Origin of the sequence: Erysipelothrix sp. P66 (assembly GCF_038682365.1) — a bacterium.
GTDB lineage: Bacteria > Bacillota_I > Bacilli_A > Erysipelotrichales > Erysipelotrichaceae > Erysipelothrix > Erysipelothrix piscisicarius.
Genome location: NZ_CP152290.1, coordinates 1,280,929 through 1,300,395, shown reverse-complemented (window position 1 = coordinate 1,300,395; position 19,467 = coordinate 1,280,929). Strand labels below are relative to the sequence as shown.

Below are 19,467 nucleotides of genomic sequence, written 5' to 3'. Positions count from 1 at the left end.
GTAAAATTATGAGTACTCCAAATATTGTAATGACACGTATCGATGAACGTCTCGTTCACGGTCAAGGTCAGCTTTGGATTAAATCACTTGGCGTTAACACCGTTATCGTGGCAAATGATGAAGCTGCACAAGATGTCATGGCTCAGACACTCATGAAAACTGTAATTCCAAAATCAGTTGCAATGCGTTTCTTCCCCGTTGACAAAGTTATCGAAGTTATTCATAAAGCGTCTCCACAACAATCCATTTTCTTGATTGTGAAAGATACAAAAGATGCTTTACGTTTAGTTGAAGGTGGTGTTCCAATTTCAGAGATCAATATTGGAAACATTCACAATTGTGAAGGCAAAGAAAAAGTTACACGTTCAATCTTCTTAGGTGAAGATGATAAAGACTGCCTAAGAAAAATGGTAGCAAAAGATATTGCTTTCAACACTCAAACAACACCTAATGGTGGAGACGGTGCAGCACCAGTTGACATCCGTAAATATATTTAAGCATTAAGGCAATAACTATTTATTTCTAAAAGGAAAAGAGAGGAATTTAATAATGAATATTACATTATTTCAAGCGATACTAATCGGTCTATGGACTGCATTCTGTTACGCAGGTATGTTATGGGGTATCTACTCAAACCGTGCTTTATTCTTAGCATTTGGTGTTGGGTTAATCTTAAACGGAAGTCACCCAGGTGCACTTCAAACAGCTTTACAAGTAGGTGCTATTTCTGAATTAGCATTTATGGGATTCGGTGTTGGAGCCGGAGGAACTGTTCCACCTAACCCAATCGGTCCTGGTATCATCGGTACATTGATGGCGATTACAAACCCTTCAATTACACCTGAAAGTGCATTAGCATTGTCAATTCCATTTGCTGTTGCAATTCAATTCTTACAAACATTTGTTTACACAATCCGCGCTGGTGCTCCTGAGAGTGCTGCAAAAGCATTAGAAAACAAAGATTTCAAGAAATTCCGTATGACTACAAACTTTACAGTATTACTATTTGCTATCGTAGGTTTCCTATTAGGATTCTTAGGTGCTTACAGTATGGAACTTCTAACACAACTTGTTGGATTAATTCCAGAATGGTTATTAAAAGGCTTAAACGTTGCTGGTGGTATGTTACCTGCAATTGGATTCGCAATGATCTTATCTGTAATGGTTAAGAAAGAATTAATTCCTTTCGTAATCTTAGGTTACGTATGTGCAGCTTACTTCCAATTACCAGTTATCGGTATTGCTCTAGTAGGTGCTATCTTTGCAGTAAAACAATACAATGATTCACAAAACACAGTAAATGTATCAGGAACAGAAGTGGAGGCAGGTAACGATGACTGGATCTAATAAATTAACAAAAAAAGATTATTTTAAAACAACAGCACGTTCATACTTTTTACAAAACGGATTTAACTACAGTAACTACCAAGGTCTTGGTTATGCTTTAGTTCTTTATCCAGCATTAAGAAAAGTACATACAAACGATGATGATTTCGCAGCAGCACTTGGTGCAAACTGTGAATTCTATAACACAAACCCTCAATTACTTCCTTTCATTACTTCATTACACTTAGTAATGGCTGATGAAGGACGTCCTGAGTCAGAAATTCGTCCAATCAAGATGGCTTTAATGGGTCCTCTTGCTGGTATCGGTGATTCCTTATCACAATTTGCGATTGCACCACTTTTCTCAACAATCTTTGCATCACTTGCAATGGATGGTGTTTCAATTGCTCCGCTTCTATTCTTAATCACTATTAACGCTGTATTATTCGGTATTCGTTACGGAATGGGTGTTTATGGTTATAAAGTTGGTACAAGCATTATTGATAAATTAAGTGAAAAGATGGAACAAATCTCAACAGCAGCAAACATTGTTGGTGTTACAGTTATTTCAGGTCTTGCAGCTACATTTGTTAAGATGAAAGTTGATATTTCATTCGCAGCTGGAGAAATCCAAGAAGGTGTTAAACAATCAACCGTTAACATCCAAGGTCTTTTAGACAAAGTTGCTCCTGCATTGTTACCAATGCTTTATACAGGTTTAATGTACTACCTAATTAAGAAAAAAGGTTGGAATACATACAAACTTGTTATTCTTACAGTAATACTTGGTGTTGCCTTAAGCTTCTTCGGAATCTTAGCTTAGTATTTAACTTTAGAGAGCTACTTCGATAAGTAGTTCTCTTTTTTATTCATAAGGAGAACATAAGATGGTAAAGAATTCTTTATATCAAACAATTGAACACAAATCGAACGTCCTTGATCTCAAACGCTTAAAATCAATGTATAATTTTAAGGAAAAAGAAGTGGTCGCTTATGCAGATCAACTGATGATGAATATCTTTACATTCACTCGTGATTGGGATATGGAACCATGTGATACACCTTACACCTTAAATCCATTTGGATGGACAACCACACCAAATGGCGATGATGAGTGGATATTTATGTTGAATCGAATGGATTATCTTCCGTCATTAGTAATGGCGACCGTTTTAACGGACGATTTAAAGTATATAAACCATGCCAAAGATCGAGTGTTGCATTGGATTGATGCACATACACCACTCACTTCAGGACCCTCTACACGTACTCTGGATACTGCGATGCGGATGAATAATTGGTTGGATTTATGCCCTTATTTAAAGGTGTATCATCTTTTAGATGAGGATGTCTTTGCACGCATTCAAACCAGTCTTGAAACGCAAGCAAACTATCTTAAAGAACACTATCTAACCAAGTACACATTGAGTAATTGGGGTAGTATTCAAACCTGTGTTTTGGCCAAGTATTTGGGGTGGCTTAAACACGATGCCGATACAGACTTTAAAACATGGGTTCATGAAGAAATACAGACCCAATTTGAGATTCAAGTATATCCAGATGGTATGCATTGGGAACAGTCAACGATGTATCACGTCGAAGTTCTAAATTATGGACTCAAGGCGTTACCGTATGTGAAAGACCAAGAAGGATTTAAGCAAACACTTGATCAAATGGCATACGCGCTTTATTATCAAGCAACCCCACAGGGCGATATTGTGGCTTTTGGGGATAGTGATCGAACGGTTTTAGGTGGCATTTTGGGGTATTGCGCTGTAGCGTTACAAAATCCAATGTATAAATCAAAAGCTCATGATGTGCTTGATTTTGAGGTTTGTTATGCGTACGGCGTAATGATGCAGGATGCTTTTGAGGCATTGGAAACGGAAGTTCCAGTTTCCTTAAACTACGATGGCGTGGATAGTGGTATCTTTACCACGCGAAGTGATTGGGGTTCGGATGCGCATTTCACTATGTTTACGAATGGGTCTTTAGGAAGTGGACACGGGCATGCAGATAATCTCCATGTTTCAACATATTTCCAAGGAAAACCTGTATTGGTTGATCCAGGACGTTTAACTTATCGTGAAGATGACCCACGTCGCATGCACCTTAAAGGCATGGAAAGTCATAATACCGTTATTCTCGATGGAAAGCCTTCCGCAATTCCTGATACCTCATGGACGTATGCTTCTTTTTATAAACCACTTAAAAATTATGTGCGTCATGAGGGAAATTGCCATTACTATGAAGGCGTTGTGGTTTCGGATGCTTCCGTGCACCAACGCAAATTGATTGTTATTGATGATGGTATTTGGATGATTGTCGATGAAGTTAAAGCTGAAGGAGACCATGTTGCTACAACGAAGTATCACTTAGATGAATCATTACTGTATCAAAATGGTATAATAAAGTTTGAAGATGAATCGAAATTAAATGTATTGAGTACAAGTCCGATCACCGTGGCTTCAGATGTAATTTCATATACATACAATAAGGCATCAACACATTCTGTTTTAGTCCAAGAACAGGATTTTGTGGATGCATGTGTAAACGTGACACTCTTTGTAGATCCAAAGTGGACGGTGACACGTCTACCCATTCTTCAAAATGGCGAGACGCCCATCGCTGATGAGCGAGGTTGCGCGTATGCTTTTGTAAATGATGATGAAGTGATTGAGGTTTGTGTGCTTCACGAAGAGATTTGGCAAGGGAAAAAAATTATGTACTGTAATGGAAAACCATTCCACGCGAAATGTGTTGTACGCTCAAATCGCTTCGGACAAAAGGTAATGCGCGCTTAAATCAAAGCGCTAACAACTTGTTAATCGGTTTACTTAGTAATATAATAAGTACGTTATGATGTAAAAAAAGAATAAGTTGATGAAAGGAATTAAACATGACTCAGGAAAAGAAGTTAACGATTAAAGAAATCGCTTCGTTGGCGGGTACATCGAAAACCACCATCTCATTTTTCTTGAACGGAAAATTTGATAAAATGAGTGCGGAAACACGCGAACGCATTGAGAAAGTCATTGAGGAAACAAATTACAGTCCCAGTGTGGTCGCGCGCTCATTAAATGCAAAAAGCATGAAACTCATCGGTGTAATTATCGGTGATATCACCAATGCATTTGCAAATCAAATTGTTAAAGGAATTGATGAAGCAGCAAAAGAGGGGAAATATCAACTTATCGTAGGGAATACCAACTACGATATCGAAAACGAAGAGAATTATGTCAATCGAATGCTTGCGATGGGTGTTGATGGGTTTATTGTTCAACCAACAACAAGTTTTCATAAATTGATTAAGAAAATTCGTTCTCAAAATAAGGAGATTGTTTTTATTGATTCACAGACGAATGTTCAAAACAACCCTTGGGTAAAAACGAATAATTATGAAGCTGTTTTAGAAACGACCGAGGAAATGATGAAACTTGGGTATGAAGAGTTTATTCTTCTAACCGCAGATCCAAGTATTCTCTCAACCCGTCAAGAACGTTCACAAGGCTTTATTGATGCACTTGCATTAAATGGCAAACAATGTAATATGCAAATTGTGTCAGACAATGTCACACCCGCAGAAATTACAGAAATTATCAGCAATAATATTATGTTAAACCGTAAAACATTGATCTTTGCAGCCAACTGTTGGCTCTTACCCATTGTTTATATGGGATTGAAAGAATTACGGAATTTGATTCCTACCACAATCGGTTTACTTGGATTTGATAATACAGAGTGGACCAATGTTGCATCACCATCTGTCACGACCATTGTCCAACCTGCATACGATGAGGGCTATCAAGCAGCACGGATTTTGATTGATCGGATCGAAGGTGACTATATGGAAGCACCAAATCAAATTCTTAAATGTAATATTAACTGGCAAGAATCAACATGCCAAGGAGATCTTCTTTAGAGATCTCTTTTTTTTACCTTAATTTATATTAAATGAGTTTAATAGCTAAGATTGAAAAGCGTGAGAATGCTATAATAGGAAATAAAGAGGAGGATGTTATGGAAAAATCAAACACTTTAAAATGGATGGTGCTTACCGCAATGATGACTGCACTGATTACTGTGGTCACGATGATGATAAAAATCCCTTCCGCAACCGGAGGTTATCTCAATCTCGGTGATTTTGTAATTATGATTTCAATGGCTGTAGTGCCGTTTCCCTATGCGCTCTTTGCTGCGGGAGTTGGAAGTGCTTTTGCAGATATTTTCGCAGGTTATGCCCTTTATGCGCCTTTTACCTTGGTCATTAAAGCAGGTGAAGTTGTGATTTTGTATGGCTTGAGACATCACCTAGAATCCTCAAGACGTTGGCTTCCCTTCTGTTTGGCAGGGCTATGGATGATGGTGATGTATGGCTTTGTGGCTGTATGGATTGCGCAAAGTTGGGGTGCGATGCTTATTGCCTTCAAAGGTGATGTGTTCCAAGGACTTCTTGCGGCGGTCTTAGCGACACTTTACTATCCAAGAATGGTTAAGCTTGTTTCAACCTTAAATCCTAAAAAAACACCTTGATCGTAAGGTGTTTTTTTTCTAATCTTTTTTAATTTTATTCCGTTTGGAACGAGCTGCAGCCTTCACATCCTCAAAGAATTCACTGAATTGCTCAGATTTCATGGTTGGAAATGAGCGAATCAGACGACGTTCAGTAAATTTGTATTCAGCTTTAAGTTCAGCAATACGTTCTTTGATTTCCTCGATACGCAGGGTGCTTTTTTCATTTAAACTATGAATAAGTTCTGACATTTCGGTATGCAAGACTTCCAATGATTTAAGACGTTTCTTAAGATTCAATACGGATGCAACCGATACAACGAAATCAATCGCAATTACGATGCCTAAGACCGTTGACGCAACACGAATGGTTGTTGGGTTCAATCGATCAACGATTTGCACGACACCCGGGTGAATCCACTCTACAAGAACGACACAAAGAATACCAAATAACGTGCTGTTTAAAAGACAAACACGTCCCTTAATATTGTATTTATAATGGGAGTAATCCCACCAACGCATCCCAAATGCTTTTTCCATAATATAACTGGTTACATATTCCAAAGCACTGGTTAATAGAAATCCTAAAACAAATACTAAAATTGGGCTCTCTAAAAAAGGTTTAAGGATACTGAGAACAAACAACGCTCCAAATCCGTAAATAGGTACAATCGGACCATTTAAAAATCCACGTTCCACAAATTTACCCTCTGGAATGGAACAATAAAGTGTTTCCATAATCCAACCTATAACACCATAAATTACCCAATATAAAAAAAATATTGGAATCATTTCATTCATACAATTACCTCATATTTCTAAACGATATTGAAAGTATACCATATTTTCAATTGGGGTTCGTTGAATCGCGTCTTTTATCCACAAATATTTCGAAAATCGCATAATTTGTTCTCTTTTTCCTATACTTTTGTCCTAAATTCCAATATGATTAAAGTAAGACGTGGGATTAGAGGTGACCTATGCAATTATTTATTAAAGCCTATGATGACACTGAATTGAATGTTTTAGTCAATGAAATCAGAAATCCAAAAGGGATTGTGATTATCAGTCATGGCTTTTTAGAACAAGTTGTTTATTATAATTCCGTTGCATACGGACTCAATCAACGGGGCTATACAGTAATTCGTTATGATATGCGCAGTCATGGGAGTACAAAGGCTCCTTTAGGAGATTTGAAGGACTATCGTGATTTGCTTTTAGATTTGGATACTCTTGTGTCGTATTCGCAAACAATTGCTTCTGATTGTCCAATCTATACTATGGGATTTAGTTTAGGGGGTCTTGTGACTGCCCTTTATGGCTTGGAATATGGACATCGTATTGATGGACAGATTTTACTGGCTCCAGGTCTTTGTGTCCAAGATCATTGGGAATCACTCAATCAATCTTCTATTTCAGTTTTAGCGTTGTTTACCGCCTTAATTAAAGATGATTTATGGCAGTTAAGCATGATTGAACAAGCATTGTCTAGAGCGCCATTTAAGCGTGTCACACAAGCGTTTGTTTTAGAGACACTTGTTAATGCGCCGATGGTAATTCAGGCCAGGATGAGCATGTATGCGTGCCCCTGTCTTATTTTTCATGGTGATTGTGATTCAATTGTTCCCTTGGAATCGTCGCAAGCTTTTTATGAAACGATAGAAAGCAAAGCAAAAGCATTGAAAGTCCTTAAAGGTGTAGGTCATAATATATTTCAAAGTCAAAAAAAGGAAATGGTGATGGATGCAACGAATGCATGGCTCGAAAATTTGAATAGGGTGGGATAGTCTATGAAAAAAACACTAACAATACTAATCATACTGATCAATTTGTTTGGCTGCCAAATTGTATCATCACCCAGTGATGATGGCACAAACAAAGATTTTGAGAGTGCATTAGATACTGCTTTAGTGTCAATGATCGGTTCAACAGATCCATCAAGCAATTATCTTTTGGAACATCCAGAAGATTATGATGTGGACGTCGAACACTATGCGTTTCGACTTGGAAGTGAAGAAGATTTTGAAATGTCAAAAGACTTAATTAAAGATATTGAAAAGAATATTCGTAAATTTAAAGATCGAACGTTATCGGATCAACAAATCATCGATAAACGCGTGCTGCTCTATGAGCTTGAGCGAATGGCTTCAGGTTATCAACCCTTCCAATTCCAAGTGGATCCAGAATTGGATTCAATTCCTCAATACCTGGAAGGATTTACCTTCAGAACGAAAAGTGATATCGTTGGATATTTTTCTTTGATTGATTCCATTCCGTCGTATTTTGATGAGTCCATCGCTTTTTATAATAAAACAGAAATGATGACCCAGTATGAACATGAAACGTTAACGGAATTTACGACTATTATGAAAGAGCAGTCCTTATCGGATGACTTTTTCCTAATTAAAGGGTTTGATACAAAAGTAGAATCCGCACCATTCCTTAATCAATCAGAAAAAACAGTGTACATCGAGCAAAACCGAGAAATGATTCGCGATGTTTTCTATAATGCTTTTGTTACGTTAGAGAATGAACTTAAAACAATAAAGACGCGTCCCAATCGAGGGCTCGCTCATCTTGAGAATGGAAAAACATACTATGAGACATTAATTCCTTCCTTAAGTGGTCGAAACCAAACCATTCCCGAATTTCAAATGTGGATTAGTAATCGTCGTATTGAAGTTTATCAACGTTTAAAAGATGTGGAAAGCAGCAATAAACTCTTGGAGTACCAAGAATTTGAAGCCAATCAAACGTCACCTAAGTATCAAGATGCATATGCTTTAATTGATGATCTTTATCTTAAAAGTAAAAATGATTTTCCTGAAATACCCGCAATTCCCTATAAAGTACATCAAATCGATCCTTCTTTAGAAGCAATCTCAAATCCCGCGTTCTACTACGTGCCGCCCATTGATAGTGAACTTGAGCATACGCAACGAATCTACATTAATAGCGCGTTTGATCCGGCAAACTTTACAACCTTTGCCCATGAAGCCATTCCAGGCCACATGTATCAAACTCAATATATGCGAAGCATTCAAGGGATGCATCCAATTCGGCTGTACATCCGCAATAATGCAATGACAGAAGGATGGGCTCAGTATGTTGAACAGCTCTCAATCCGTTATCTTGGGGGTCCAGAAGGGTATGAGGATTACATTCGCGACTTATATGAGTCGATGTACTTAATCTTATTGGAAGTTGATATTGGCATCCATTATAATGATTGGAGTCGTGAAGAAATGGGAGCATTCTTTGATTCCGTCTATGTAAATAACAGTGAATCCGAACGTGATGAAATCTATCGTCAAATCATCCTAGAGCCCGGTAATATATGGAGTTATTACTACGGTGCGATGTCAATCCAAAGCATGAAAGAACGTGCGCAAAGAGAATTGGGAGATGCCTTTGATGAGAAAGCATTCCATAAAATTATTTTGGATTTAGGCAGTGCAAGCTTTGATACTATGGACACAATTTTTAATGAGTATCTCCATGCGCAATAGAAAAAACACCAATACTTGGAACGGAACTGACCTAGTTCCAAGTATTGGTGTTTTTATTTGGCTTCATGTCGTAATATTGTGAAGAAATACATAAGTCCGACGGTCAAGATAATATGACTTAACCCTGCTAGACCTGAGATTGCTGCCGACATTCCCGAAGATAAGGAAAGATTTAGAACCTCGGTGGTGCCACGAACGGAAAGCATTAGGGTTGTACTTACAACACCTAAATTATAGGTAATGTAGAAGCGATTCCACTTTGGATTTTTATCAAGATCAAATTTAATAAAGAACAAAGCAACAATGAGCGATAAAATCATACCCAATACCAGTAAATGCGGATGAATGAGACTTAATCGTGTAAATCCCGTAAAACCTTGAAACTTCGTAAATTCACGGTAGAATACTCCACCAACAAGTCCTGCAATTAGATATGCAAAGGACGTATTAATCATCTTTTTCATAGAAACCTCTTTCTACTCATATAAGAGTCGTTTTAAAACTTCCGCAAGAAAGTCAATGTTTGGACTTCCTTTACGTAATGAGATAAAGATATGAAGAAATACAAAATCTAACAAACCATCTTGAGTAAACGAATCTGTAAATGCTGTGGGTTTGATTGTTGGATCTTGTTTCAAAACAACCAAAAGACCCGCACGAATATGATCAACATATTGCATGCCGACATGATGTCCCTTCATTTTTGCTTCTTGATTCATAATCTCCACATGACTCATAAATAAGGAATTGAACTCATCCATATGATGGCGTATCCGCTCATAGATTTGTTCAATAAAATTAACAAAACTGATATTTGTATCAACATTACAAATATCATCATAAAAAACTTGTTTCCAAAAATCTTCGATGACATCTAAAATCAACTTATTTTTTGATGGGAAGTAATTATAAACAGATCCAATGGAGACTTCTGCTTTTTGGGCCAAGTTCCGCATGTTTAATTGATCCAAGCCATCTTTAAAGACAATATCTTTCGCAACTTCAAGGAGCGATTCCTTACTTATTACTGCTTTTTTCATCTAATCACCTCATTACTGAACAGTGTTCATTATACGCCCGTCTTGATAGGGTGTCAACGAAATTGAATTCAGAAAACACCACCCTTTTACACTTACTATCTTATCATAAAGTTCTTAACGATTATCATGTTCGTCAAAAAATATGAGATTTTCACAAAACCGGTTCACCTAAATTTGAAAAAGGTGTTGACACAATGTAACCGTTAACATATAATTCGTTTGTAAACCGGTTTAGGACTAATCTTTAAATTTGAATGGAGACGAAAATGAAGAAACATATGAAAAAAGTGTTCACATTTTTAATGACGCTTGTTGTGTCATTATCGATGGTTGGTGTGCGCAGCGTTACAGCAGATCATAACGATATTGATAAAATTAACCGTAATTATCGTGAATACTTACTTGGGAATGAAACAATTAATAACGATGCAGTCAATGAAAAGAAAATTACATCAATCTACACAAACGGTAAAAAGGCAATGGAATCTATCGTGGGTCATGATGATGAATACATTTCAGGTTTAGTCTTGCGTGGTGGTGGCAAAACCGACCATGACTTGTCCACAAACTTACAAAAATCCTATCAACAACTTAATGCAATTGCCTTGGCTTACTCGATGCCAGGTTCTAAAAACGCTCTTTACCAATCCCCTGAAGCGTTAACGGCTGTTTTAGATGGTATTAAGTGGTTGGGAGATAACTACTTTAATAAAATGGATACGGGTTATTATGGCAACTGGTACAGTTGGGAAATTGGTGTACCACAGAGCCTTTCAAACATCATGTTTTTACTTAGTGATGAAATTGAAGCAGCGCTTCCAGGATTTATTCAAGAATCAGTTATTGCGATGGATTCCTATATCCGTGGTGATGCGAAACCGGGTGACCCTACCATTGGCGATGTAAACCTTGATGCACGTCAACATACGGGTGCAAACCTAACAGACATCACATTCAACCGCATTCTTCAAGGTGCTGTACTTAAGGACGAAGCACGAATTAGTAAAGCCGTTGAAAATTCGATGACCGTATTCAGCACCATTGATCCAAGTAACCTTCAACATGGTGTTACCGATGGTTTCTATGAAGATGGATCATTTGTACAACACTCAACCGTTGCCTATACGGGTTCATATGGAAAAGTATTACTCGGTCGTATTGCACAACTTGTAACAGTACTAGATGGTACAAAATGGCAAAATGATACCTTATTGGATACCGTGCAAGAGTGGATCTATCGTGGATTTGCACCAGTGATGTATGAAGGCTATATGATGGAAATCGTAAAGGGCCGTGCTGTATCACGTACCGGTTCAGGTTATGGTGATGCATCAAGTGTTATTGAAGCATTTGTGCAATTATCCCAAAGCCTCCCTCAAGCGGAACAACTGAAACTTCAAAGCTATATTAAATACTTAATTGAAAACATTCGTGCAACCATCAATCCTGCAACATTTGTATCAATTCAAAATATTGCAGCTTATGAAGCAATTGTTAAGAATCAAGACATTCAAGCGCTGAATCCATTAGAAATAAACGATCACTATGCATTTAACTTAATGGATAAAGCAATTCATACGCGTGAAGGTTTTGCCTTTGCCCTTTCAAGAAGCTCAAATCGTATTTCAAAATATGAATACATGAGTGGTGAAAACCTACGTTCATGGTTCCAAGGAGATGGTGCATACTACCTCTACCAAAGTGGAAACGATCAAACAAGCATGCACGGGATTAATTTCTATGCAACCGTTGATCACCATAAATTACCAGGAATTACCACGGTGAATGAAGTGCGTCAGACCATTCCAGAACTTTACGGAAAAGATTTCTATGACCGTGCTGAAGGGTTTGAAGCAGGATCCATTACGCAAAATAAATATGTCTACTTCCCATTGGGTACAAATGATTACTCAGGTGATGTGAAAATGGGAATCTATGGTGCGTCCGCAATGCAATTGGGTGATGATGAAGCGTATGCTGATGCGCAAGCAGGATTGCTCCCAGAAGACTTTAAAGTCTATAAAAATGCGGAAGCAAATAAATCATGGTTTATGTTTGATGATGAAATTGTCGCTTTAGGTTCAAACATTCATGATGAAAAGCAACGCGACTTAACAACAACCGTTGAAAATCGTATGTTTGGTGCTGACGATGTGATTCGCCTCAAAGGTGAAACAAAGGATGGAATCCAAACGTTAGAAAACGGTGTTCAAAAAGGATTGAAATGGCTTGCAATGGGTACCGAGGGCGTCAATAAAGACACCGGCTATGTATTCTTTGGAAACCAAGATGTAACTGTAAACACATCAACTAATACCCAAAAATATTCTTACGTGCGTAATAAAACTGTGGGTGCTGCGGATAAAGAAGTAACTCAACAATTCGCAACCGTAACGTATGATCATGATGGTAACGAAACAAGTCAATATGCTTATGCGATTTTACCCAATGCAACTGCAGACCAAACGGAAGCGTATGCGAAAGCAAATCCAATTGAAATCCTTGCACAAGAGGATGGCGTTCATGCGGTACGTCAAAAAGATCTTGGTATGACAGGATACGCATTCTTTGATGAAGCAAATCATACGGTGGAAGATCTAAGCACAAGCAGTAAAATGATTGTGATGCGTAAAGGCTTAACCTTTGCAGTTCAAGATCCAACGCATCAACAAACCAACGTTTCATTTACTTTAGATGGAACTTATGATGTGGTATCAGGTAATGGTAATGCCGTAATTGAAAATGGCAAAACATACATTACCGTGAACACTGAAAATAAAAACGGTGTATCGCAAGATCTTCAGCTTGAAGCCGTGACGGTAACAACACCTGAAGAACCTAAACCAGAAGTTAAACCTGAAACACCGAAAACATTAACACTTGTGGATGATGCGTCCAATGTGGTGATTACCTATACGGAAGGTGATCTACCTGAAAACACAACCTTAAGTGTATCGGTCAACAATAACCTCGTCGTTGACGGATTAAAGAATACAGTCGGCTATGACATTACGCTTCGAAGTGATGGCAGTTCTGTACAACCAAAAAATCCAGTTAATGTTTCAATTGAACCGAAAAAATCTCTAGATCGTGCCACCCTACAGGTGTATCATGAAACTAAAGACGGATTTGAATCGCTAGCATGGGTTGCAGATGGAACACGTATTGCCTTTGATACAGCATCCTTCTCGCTCTTTGCCTTAGGTGAAAAAGATGTTAAGGTATTGCCATCAACCGGTGTTACACCTCAAAATGTCCTACCATTTGTCGGGGTTCTCGTTGTGGTTGGGGGATGCTTTATCCTTTACGGAAAACGTAAAAACAAAAAATAATATATCGAAAAAGCACATGTGTGCTTTTTCGTCTTATAGGAGGTAAGCAATGTATCAAAAAACTACAGGACCGCAGTTTTTAAAATACGGTCATGCAACCGATAAACCCAGCACCTATCCGGTCATTTCAAAAATTCTAGCAAATAAAAAACCCAATGCGCTTACAGCTGTCTCAGAGGCAACAAACATTCGTGTTGTGGAAGGCATTGCGGTTATCTTGGTTGAGGATGCGGAAGGAAATCGCGAACGGTTTGTTATTCATCGAACGGCAGTAATTCACCCTCACATTCGTTATGCTTTGATGCCAATTACCCAAAGTGCAATGGTTGAAATATCCTATCAAACTGAAGGTCAACCAACCATGATTGAAACCAGTTTGGAATCGGAAATTGAATATGTTTCCATCAAACCACAATTTAGTGTCAGTGAAATCTATTCCTATTACTACAATGTAAAGGGGAAAAATTATCACTTTGAAGGTGAGGCCCATAAATATTGGGAACTTACGTATGTGGATGCAGGCGTTTTAACAACAGAAATTGAAGGTAAATCCTTTACATTAGAAAACCAAGAAATGATTTTATACTTTCCAGGTCAATTCCATACTCAATCGGTATTGGGAGAAAATGCATGTTCATACCTAACCATCATGTTCGATATGAATATGCTCCCCAAATCCATTGCACACATTCAAAATCGTGTTATGAGTTGTGGTAATGAACTGTATACGTTAATGAATCATTTTATTCGCCAATCCACCATTCTTGAACAAGAACAAAGTCCTTTTGCGAAAGATCTGATGGTTTCATATCTTCAAGAAATTATGATTCTTCTATTTCAATACGATGAACCAACAAGTAGCCACAACACATCCAACCCCATTCAAGTTAATTTTGAAAATGAAATGATGGATGAAATTTATACATATATTCAAGCAAACATTCATCGACCTTTATCCGTTGAAGACATCTGCAATCAATTTGCGATATCCCGTTCTGCTTTACAATTACTTTTTAATAAGTACTTTGATATGCCACCAAAACAGTATATCAATGAACAAAAACTTGAACGTGCGAAACATTTAATCCTTGAAGGCAAGTATCCGATTACGGATGTTGCTTTAAAACTTGGATTCAGTTCGATTCATTATTTCTCGCGGAAGTTTAAACAACACTTTGGCTTTGCCCCAAGTGAATATGCGCAAAAAATCTATACACAAGAAAAAGGTCCTCGCTAATGCGGGGACCTTTTGATGTATATAATTAAATTCCGTCTGAGAAATCGTCAGAAGCGTCATCTGCTTCGGGCATTTCAAAGAGTTCAACTTGGGAAGCACCTGTTTCAGCAAGTGATTTCGCAAAGTCGTAAACAGCAGGCTCACTTAAACGCATTAAACTTGCTTCAAGGAGCATTGGTAGGTTTGTTCCTGCAAGAACATGAACATCAGTTTGGTTCATTGCGATCATTACGGATTCTTTAAAAGGTGTACCACCTTTTAAATCTGTAAAGACAAGAACACCTTCACCTGTATTTACTTCAGCAATCGCTTCTTTAAGATCGCTTGATAATTTTTCAGGACCAGCTTCTTCTAAAAATAAAACACTCTTATATTGAGGTTGTGCACCTGCAATAAGTTCAACGGATGAAGATAAACCTTCTGCAAATCTTCCGTGACCTGTAACGATAATTCCGATCATAGTATGAATCTCCTTTTAAAATATACTATTCTTGAAAAGAATTTTATGTGAGGCCAATCCCATAAAATGGAGCAACTTCTCAAGGTAACAATACAAATAGCATTATAAATTATTAACCGTCTAACTTCAAGTCTAATTTGCAACTCTTAGCGTTCCACGGTATACTCATAAATAGATAAGAAGAAATAAAGGAGCGATACAATGACATTACCAAATTGTCCTCAGTGTACTTCCGAGTACACTTATGAAGATCGAGATTTATTCGTATGTCCAGAATGTGGTCATGAATGGAATGCCTTGAGCACTCAAGAATCAATGCTTGTAGTCAAAGATGCACATGGAACGGTGCTTGCGGACGGAGATGATATCGTCATCACTAAAGACCTCAAAGTTAAAGGGGCATCCAGTGCATTGAAACAAGGTACTAAAGTGAAAAACATTAAACTTGTGGAGGGCGATCACAATATAGATTGTCGCATCGAAGGCTTTGGTGCCATGAGTCTTAAATCAGAATTTGTAAAGAAAGCATAAGCTTTCTTTTTTATTCGAAAAAAAAGACCGTTTCCGGTCTTATTGATGTTTTGAAAGGTCAAGTAAAGCAGCTGCAGCTTTATCAACAATGACAATTACATCATCGTGATTTTGAAGTGCACTTGCAGGACAGTCTTCAGTTGGTGTTCCTTCCATCATATTGTATACAGCATCTTTTTTCGCATCGCCATAAGCAAATAATACGATTTTTTGAGCTGACATAATGGATTTAATTCCCATTGAATATGCATAACGTGGAACGTCTTCTTTCGTTTCGAAGAAACGTGCATTGGCTTCAATGGTAGATTCTGTAAGTGATACTTTTTGTGTTAATCCTTCAAATGATGCCCCTGGCTCATTAAAACCAATATGACCATTGATTCCAAGTCCTAAAATTTGAACATCAATTGGATTTGAAGCAATAATCTCATCATAACGTTTGCATTCTTTTTCCGCATCTTCTTCTAAACCATTTGGTAAGTAGTTAATCTTAAATGGTTTTTTACTGAAGAAATGCTTGTTCATGAAATAATGGTAACTTTGATCATGATCTGCCCCAATACCAATATATTCATCCAAGTTAATTGAGATAACATTTGAGAAATCTAAATCACTTGCGGTAATTTTATCGTAGAATGAAATCGGTGTGCTCCCTGTAGCTAAACCGAATACATTTAATTTTCCTTCATTTAATTCTTTACTAATGAGTTCGAAACCTAACGCTGCTCCTGCATCGCTGTTTTCCACAACATATAATTTCATATTGAATAACCTCTCTTCTTTCTCCCATATATTATAAGGGTTCGAATAAATAAAGCAAACCAAAACAACAACAAAACTAATGTTTATTATAATTGTGTTACGAATTAAGAGTGCTATAATTAGATGGTAAACAAAGGTTACAAGGAGGAATTACGATGTTAATTATAAACGGACGTATATATTTAGAAGACCGCGTAATCGAAAACGGTTATGTGCTTACAGAAAATGAAACCATTAAGGCATTTGGTTTAATGGAAAATGTTCCCGCTTACTCGGGAGAAATTGTGGATGCAAAGGGAATGAATGTTTTACCAGGGTTCATTGATCAACACATTCATGGTGCAAACGGTGCTGATAATATGGATGGAACTGAAGAAGCAGTCGCAACCATTGCACGTTTCTTACCAAAAGAAGGAACAACTTCTTATTGTGCTACAACGATGACGCAATCCGTTGAAGCGGTAGACAAAGCTTTGGGTGAGATTGTAAAGTATGCGAAAAATCATAATAAACCTGGAGAAGCAGAAATTGTAGGGATTCACTTAGAAGGGCCTTTCATTTCCGCAAAACATATTGGAGCTCAAAATCCTAAATATGTTTTAAAACCAACACTTGAAGCATTTGATCATTTCTGGGATGTCTCAGAAGGGATGATTAAAGTGATTACGTATGCACCTGAAGAAGCAGAAATTGGATTTACCGATCACTTACGTTCGTTAAATGTTGTGCCATCTGCAGGTCATACCGATGCAACATGCCAACAAATTGAAGATGAAATTGAAAATGGTCTTTCAAACTTAACACACTTCCATAATGCGATGAAACCACACCATCACCGTGAACCCGGTGCTGTTACAGCGGGTTTTATGAATCCAACACTTAAAGCCGAAATGATCTGTGATGGTATTCATTTAAACCCGGATGTTGTGAAAGCGACATACCAAATTAAGGGTGCCGAAAACTTTATCGCGATTACAGACTCAATGCGTGCGAAAGGACTTCCCGATGGTAATTATGACCTTGGTGGTCAAGAAGTTATTAAAAAAGGGAAAGAATGCCGTATTGCAACAGGATCTCTTGCAGGTTCGGTAGCGGAAATGGACTTTGTAGTACGTAACATCAAACACTTTACGGGTGCACCTATGCATGATCTCGTGAAGATGTCATCAGAAAATGCTGCGAAACACTTAGAAATCTTTGGACGCAAAGGAAGCATTGCGATCAATAAAGACGCAGACCTTGTCATTTGTGATGATGATATTAATGTACAAACAACAATATGCCGTGGGGTTATTGGATACCAAAAATAATCCCATTAAGGATTCTTCGGAATCCTTTTTTTTATGAGTTGAATACGATAGAATAGGGATATGAAGAAAAAATATAAAATTATCGTAGGAATTCTCTTTTTCCTGATTACGGGATGTAATTCAGCCAAACCTGAAATGACCGAACCCATTATTCAAAATGACGTGACGCTGGAAGGCGTTGATTTAATCGATGATTACATGCGTGTCTTGAAGTTTTATGAACAGCGTGATGTGCTTTCAACTCATCGCATTGCATATCTCGAACTTAAAGATCATTTGGGAAGCATTCAAACCATGGAGGAATTGAAACAGTTTGAAGACAAACTAAATGCATTCGCTAAGGAATTGGATGATGTCTATCAAATGGACGAAGGAACCCGTGTTTATCGCAAAGGGCTGTTAATAGTTGATCGTGGTCATTGTTTACCGCCAAGTTATGAACCTGGACCGCGCTATGAAGCTGAAAATCAATTTTTATACATGCAAGCAGCTGCTCTTAAAGAAGGTGTAGTTTTAACAAAAATCAGCAGTTATCACACCCATGAATTCCAAAATCAATTGTATGAAGGGAATAAGGAACGGTATGGCATTGAACGAGCTCATCGTTATGGTGGTCAAGATGGTTGTTCGGAACACCGAAGTGGGTATGGATTTGATATCGGTGGCGATGACATTGAAACGTGGAATGAGATGGCGTTCGTTGAGACCCAAGCGTATCAATGGCTTCAAAACAATGCGTATCAATTTGGCTTTATTCTCCGATATCCAGAAGGAAAAGAAGTGGAAACAGGTTATGCATTTCAACCTTGGCATTATCGTTATGTAGGCGCAATTTCAGAAAAAATCATCAAGGCCAATATGAGTTTGGATGCATACCTCAATCAGTTTCCTTTTTAAAATTGTACCCATGAATTCCTTTGAATCTTTAAAAATGATGTGAATTTAAGGAAACAATCATGGTATATTTTACTAAAGGAGGTTTATTATTTATGGAACCTTGTAATAAAAAATTAGCCAATCTTATACCCGAAGGTGATCATGTGTTTGGTGAAGTTTTAAACCAAATTCAGCGTTTACGTACTGAAGCACAAGTGCATGAGAATAAACATTGGAATGATGATTTTGAAGCGTATTGTGATAACATCACAGAATTTATAAAGAAACAAAAAGCCTTATCCGGCACGACCATTCATGAATGTTTGGATATTATTAAAGCAATTCGAAAAAGTGGTCAAACAGCCCAACGTGTTGAAACGGGTCAAATTGCGGAAAAAGCATTGCTAGCAGATTATGACATGGACCTTGCATATCGAAATGATGAAGGCTACGACAAACTCTGCAATGCTTTACTGGTGATTATTGAAGATTACCAACAAACAACCTAATAAAAAAAGCCGAGACATCGTCGTGATGCTTCGGCTTTTTTTGAATTACTTCATCTGTAAATA

At 37.6% G+C, this 19,467-nt stretch carries 19 protein-coding genes; 14 read left to right on the top strand and 5 right to left on the bottom strand.

Annotated elements, in window-relative coordinates:
• Nucleotides 1-8: 8 nt before the first annotated feature.
• From AAG186_RS06415 to AAG186_RS06390, 6 genes are all read left to right on the top strand, one after another.
• The gene (locus AAG186_RS06415) at nucleotides 9-497 is read left to right on the top strand and encodes a PTS sugar transporter subunit IIB (protein WP_161637281.1); all 489 of its coding nucleotides are present in this window, start codon (nucleotides 9-11) and stop codon (nucleotides 495-497) included.
• Nucleotides 498-549: 52 nt separating this feature from the next.
• Nucleotides 550-1,347, top strand: coding sequence for a PTS mannose/fructose/sorbose/N-acetylgalactosamine transporter subunit IIC (locus AAG186_RS06410; RefSeq protein WP_161637282.1), 798 nt, complete (start codon nucleotides 550-552; stop codon nucleotides 1,345-1,347).
• Nucleotides 1,334-2,149 (top strand): PTS system mannose/fructose/sorbose family transporter subunit IID, encoded by an 816-nt coding sequence (locus AAG186_RS06405; RefSeq protein WP_161637283.1) that lies wholly within the window; start codon nucleotides 1,334-1,336, stop codon nucleotides 2,147-2,149. The genes AAG186_RS06410 and AAG186_RS06405 overlap by 14 nt, the downstream gene beginning before the upstream one ends.
• Nucleotides 2,150-2,213: 64 nt before the next feature.
• On the top strand, nucleotides 2,214-4,130 hold the full coding sequence (locus AAG186_RS06400) for a heparinase II/III family protein (RefSeq protein WP_342621432.1): 1,917 nt from the start codon (nucleotides 2,214-2,216) through the stop codon (nucleotides 4,128-4,130).
• Nucleotides 4,131-4,225: 95 nt separating this feature from the next.
• Nucleotides 4,226-5,248 carry a LacI family DNA-binding transcriptional regulator gene (locus AAG186_RS06395; protein WP_125164245.1) on the top strand — a complete coding sequence of 341 codons (1,023 nt, stop codon included), beginning with the start codon at nucleotides 4,226-4,228 and terminating at the stop codon, nucleotides 5,246-5,248.
• A 98-nt stretch (nucleotides 5,249-5,346) separates the two neighbouring features.
• Nucleotides 5,347-5,859: an ECF transporter S component gene (locus AAG186_RS06390; RefSeq protein WP_342621431.1), complete on the top strand. Its 513-nt coding sequence runs from the start codon at nucleotides 5,347-5,349 to the stop codon at nucleotides 5,857-5,859.
• Nucleotides 5,860-5,877: 18 nt separating this feature from the next.
• Here the strand turns inward: AAG186_RS06390 and AAG186_RS06385 are convergent, their stop codons facing one another.
• Complete coding sequence (locus AAG186_RS06385) at nucleotides 5,878-6,639, bottom strand: putative ABC transporter permease (protein WP_161637286.1); 762 nt, start codon at nucleotides 6,637-6,639, stop codon at nucleotides 5,878-5,880.
• Nucleotides 6,640-6,818: 179 nt separating this feature from the next.
• Here AAG186_RS06385 and AAG186_RS06380 point away from each other — a divergent pair, with 179 nt between their 5' ends.
• Together AAG186_RS06380 and AAG186_RS06375 are read left to right on the top strand one after the other, a co-directional pair.
• Nucleotides 6,819-7,625 carry an alpha/beta hydrolase gene (locus tag AAG186_RS06380; RefSeq protein WP_342621430.1) on the top strand — a complete coding sequence of 269 codons (807 nt, stop codon included), beginning with the start codon at nucleotides 6,819-6,821 and terminating at the stop codon, nucleotides 7,623-7,625.
• 3 nt (nucleotides 7,626-7,628) lie between these two features.
• On the top strand, nucleotides 7,629-9,347 hold the full coding sequence (locus tag AAG186_RS06375; protein WP_342621429.1) for a DUF885 domain-containing protein: 1,719 nt from the start codon (nucleotides 7,629-7,631) through the stop codon (nucleotides 9,345-9,347).
• 53 nt (nucleotides 9,348-9,400) lie between these two features.
• Here AAG186_RS06375 and AAG186_RS06370 read toward each other — a convergent pair whose 3' ends face one another.
• Both AAG186_RS06370 and AAG186_RS06365 read right to left on the bottom strand, forming a co-directional pair.
• Entirely contained in the window at nucleotides 9,401-9,811 is a 411-nt protein-coding gene (locus AAG186_RS06370) for a DUF2871 domain-containing protein (RefSeq protein WP_342621427.1), read from the bottom strand.
• Nucleotides 9,812-9,823: 12 nt separating this feature from the next.
• Nucleotides 9,824-10,387, bottom strand: coding sequence for a TetR/AcrR family transcriptional regulator (locus AAG186_RS06365; protein WP_161637289.1), 564 nt, complete (start codon nucleotides 10,385-10,387; stop codon nucleotides 9,824-9,826).
• Nucleotides 10,388-10,653: 266 nt separating this feature from the next.
• Here AAG186_RS06365 and AAG186_RS06360 point away from each other — a divergent pair, with 266 nt between their 5' ends.
• Nucleotides 10,654-13,719 (top strand): polysaccharide lyase 8 family protein, encoded by a 3,066-nt coding sequence (locus tag AAG186_RS06360; RefSeq protein WP_342621426.1) that lies wholly within the window; start codon nucleotides 10,654-10,656, stop codon nucleotides 13,717-13,719.
• A 49-nt stretch (nucleotides 13,720-13,768) separates the two neighbouring features.
• Nucleotides 13,769-14,956 carry an AraC family transcriptional regulator gene (locus AAG186_RS06355; protein WP_342621425.1) on the top strand — a complete coding sequence of 396 codons (1,188 nt, stop codon included), beginning with the start codon at nucleotides 13,769-13,771 and terminating at the stop codon, nucleotides 14,954-14,956.
• A 25-nt stretch (nucleotides 14,957-14,981) separates the two neighbouring features.
• On the opposite strand, the gene agaF is transcribed toward AAG186_RS06355, so the two are convergent.
• Nucleotides 14,982-15,416, bottom strand: coding sequence for a PTS galactosamine/N-acetylgalactosamine transporter subunit IIA (gene agaF, locus AAG186_RS06350; protein WP_161637292.1), 435 nt, complete (start codon nucleotides 15,414-15,416; stop codon nucleotides 14,982-14,984).
• Between the two features lie 201 nt (nucleotides 15,417-15,617).
• On the opposite strand from agaF, the gene AAG186_RS06345 reads away from it, so the two are divergent.
• The gene (locus tag AAG186_RS06345) at nucleotides 15,618-15,947 is read left to right on the top strand and encodes a zinc ribbon domain-containing protein YjdM (protein ID WP_200542775.1); all 330 of its coding nucleotides are present in this window, start codon (nucleotides 15,618-15,620) and stop codon (nucleotides 15,945-15,947) included.
• A 39-nt stretch (nucleotides 15,948-15,986) separates the two neighbouring features.
• On the opposite strand, the gene AAG186_RS06340 is transcribed toward AAG186_RS06345, so the two are convergent.
• Nucleotides 15,987-16,709, bottom strand: coding sequence for a glucosamine-6-phosphate deaminase (locus tag AAG186_RS06340; RefSeq protein WP_161637294.1), 723 nt, complete (start codon nucleotides 16,707-16,709; stop codon nucleotides 15,987-15,989).
• Between the two features lie 155 nt (nucleotides 16,710-16,864).
• Between AAG186_RS06340 and nagA the strand changes: the two genes are divergently transcribed.
• From nagA to AAG186_RS06325, 3 genes are all read left to right on the top strand, one after another.
• The gene (gene nagA, locus AAG186_RS06335; protein WP_161637295.1) at nucleotides 16,865-18,019 is read left to right on the top strand and encodes an N-acetylglucosamine-6-phosphate deacetylase; all 1,155 of its coding nucleotides are present in this window, start codon (nucleotides 16,865-16,867) and stop codon (nucleotides 18,017-18,019) included.
• 60 nt (nucleotides 18,020-18,079) lie between these two features.
• On the top strand, nucleotides 18,080-18,916 hold the full coding sequence (locus AAG186_RS06330; RefSeq protein ID WP_342621421.1) for a M15 family metallopeptidase: 837 nt from the start codon (nucleotides 18,080-18,082) through the stop codon (nucleotides 18,914-18,916).
• A gap of 92 nt (nucleotides 18,917-19,008) precedes the next feature.
• Nucleotides 19,009-19,404, top strand: a complete 396-nt coding sequence (locus tag AAG186_RS06325; protein ID WP_161637297.1) for a hypothetical protein — start codon at nucleotides 19,009-19,011, stop codon at nucleotides 19,402-19,404.
• Nucleotides 19,405-19,467 lie beyond the last annotated feature (63 nt).

Coding starts and splice junctions, on each gene's coding strand:
- AAG186_RS06415 (WP_161637281.1), top strand. CDS start 9: ATGAGTACTCCAAATATTGTAATGACACGTATCGATGAACGTCTCGTT.
- AAG186_RS06410 (WP_161637282.1), top strand. CDS start 550: ATGAATATTACATTATTTCAAGCGATACTAATCGGTCTATGGACTGCA.
- AAG186_RS06405 (WP_161637283.1), top strand. CDS start 1,334: ATGACTGGATCTAATAAATTAACAAAAAAAGATTATTTTAAAACAACA.
- AAG186_RS06400 (WP_342621432.1), top strand. CDS start 2,214: ATGGTAAAGAATTCTTTATATCAAACAATTGAACACAAATCGAACGTC.
- AAG186_RS06395 (WP_125164245.1), top strand. CDS start 4,226: ATGACTCAGGAAAAGAAGTTAACGATTAAAGAAATCGCTTCGTTGGCG.
- AAG186_RS06390 (WP_342621431.1), top strand. CDS start 5,347: ATGGAAAAATCAAACACTTTAAAATGGATGGTGCTTACCGCAATGATG.
- AAG186_RS06385 (WP_161637286.1), bottom strand. CDS start 6,639: ATGAATGAAATGATTCCAATATTTTTTTTATATTGGGTAATTTATGGT.
- AAG186_RS06380 (WP_342621430.1), top strand. CDS start 6,819: ATGCAATTATTTATTAAAGCCTATGATGACACTGAATTGAATGTTTTA.
- AAG186_RS06375 (WP_342621429.1), top strand. CDS start 7,629: ATGAAAAAAACACTAACAATACTAATCATACTGATCAATTTGTTTGGC.
- AAG186_RS06370 (WP_342621427.1), bottom strand. CDS start 9,811: ATGAAAAAGATGATTAATACGTCCTTTGCATATCTAATTGCAGGACTT.
- AAG186_RS06365 (WP_161637289.1), bottom strand. CDS start 10,387: ATGAAAAAAGCAGTAATAAGTAAGGAATCGCTCCTTGAAGTTGCGAAA.
- AAG186_RS06360 (WP_342621426.1), top strand. CDS start 10,654: ATGAAGAAACATATGAAAAAAGTGTTCACATTTTTAATGACGCTTGTT.
- AAG186_RS06355 (WP_342621425.1), top strand. CDS start 13,769: ATGTATCAAAAAACTACAGGACCGCAGTTTTTAAAATACGGTCATGCA.
- agaF (WP_161637292.1), bottom strand. CDS start 15,416: ATGATCGGAATTATCGTTACAGGTCACGGAAGATTTGCAGAAGGTTTA.
- AAG186_RS06345 (WP_200542775.1), top strand. CDS start 15,618: ATGACATTACCAAATTGTCCTCAGTGTACTTCCGAGTACACTTATGAA.
- AAG186_RS06340 (WP_161637294.1), bottom strand. CDS start 16,709: ATGAAATTATATGTTGTGGAAAACAGCGATGCAGGAGCAGCGTTAGGT.
- nagA (WP_161637295.1), top strand. CDS start 16,865: ATGTTAATTATAAACGGACGTATATATTTAGAAGACCGCGTAATCGAA.
- AAG186_RS06330 (WP_342621421.1), top strand. CDS start 18,080: ATGAAGAAAAAATATAAAATTATCGTAGGAATTCTCTTTTTCCTGATT.
- AAG186_RS06325 (WP_161637297.1), top strand. CDS start 19,009: ATGGAACCTTGTAATAAAAAATTAGCCAATCTTATACCCGAAGGTGAT.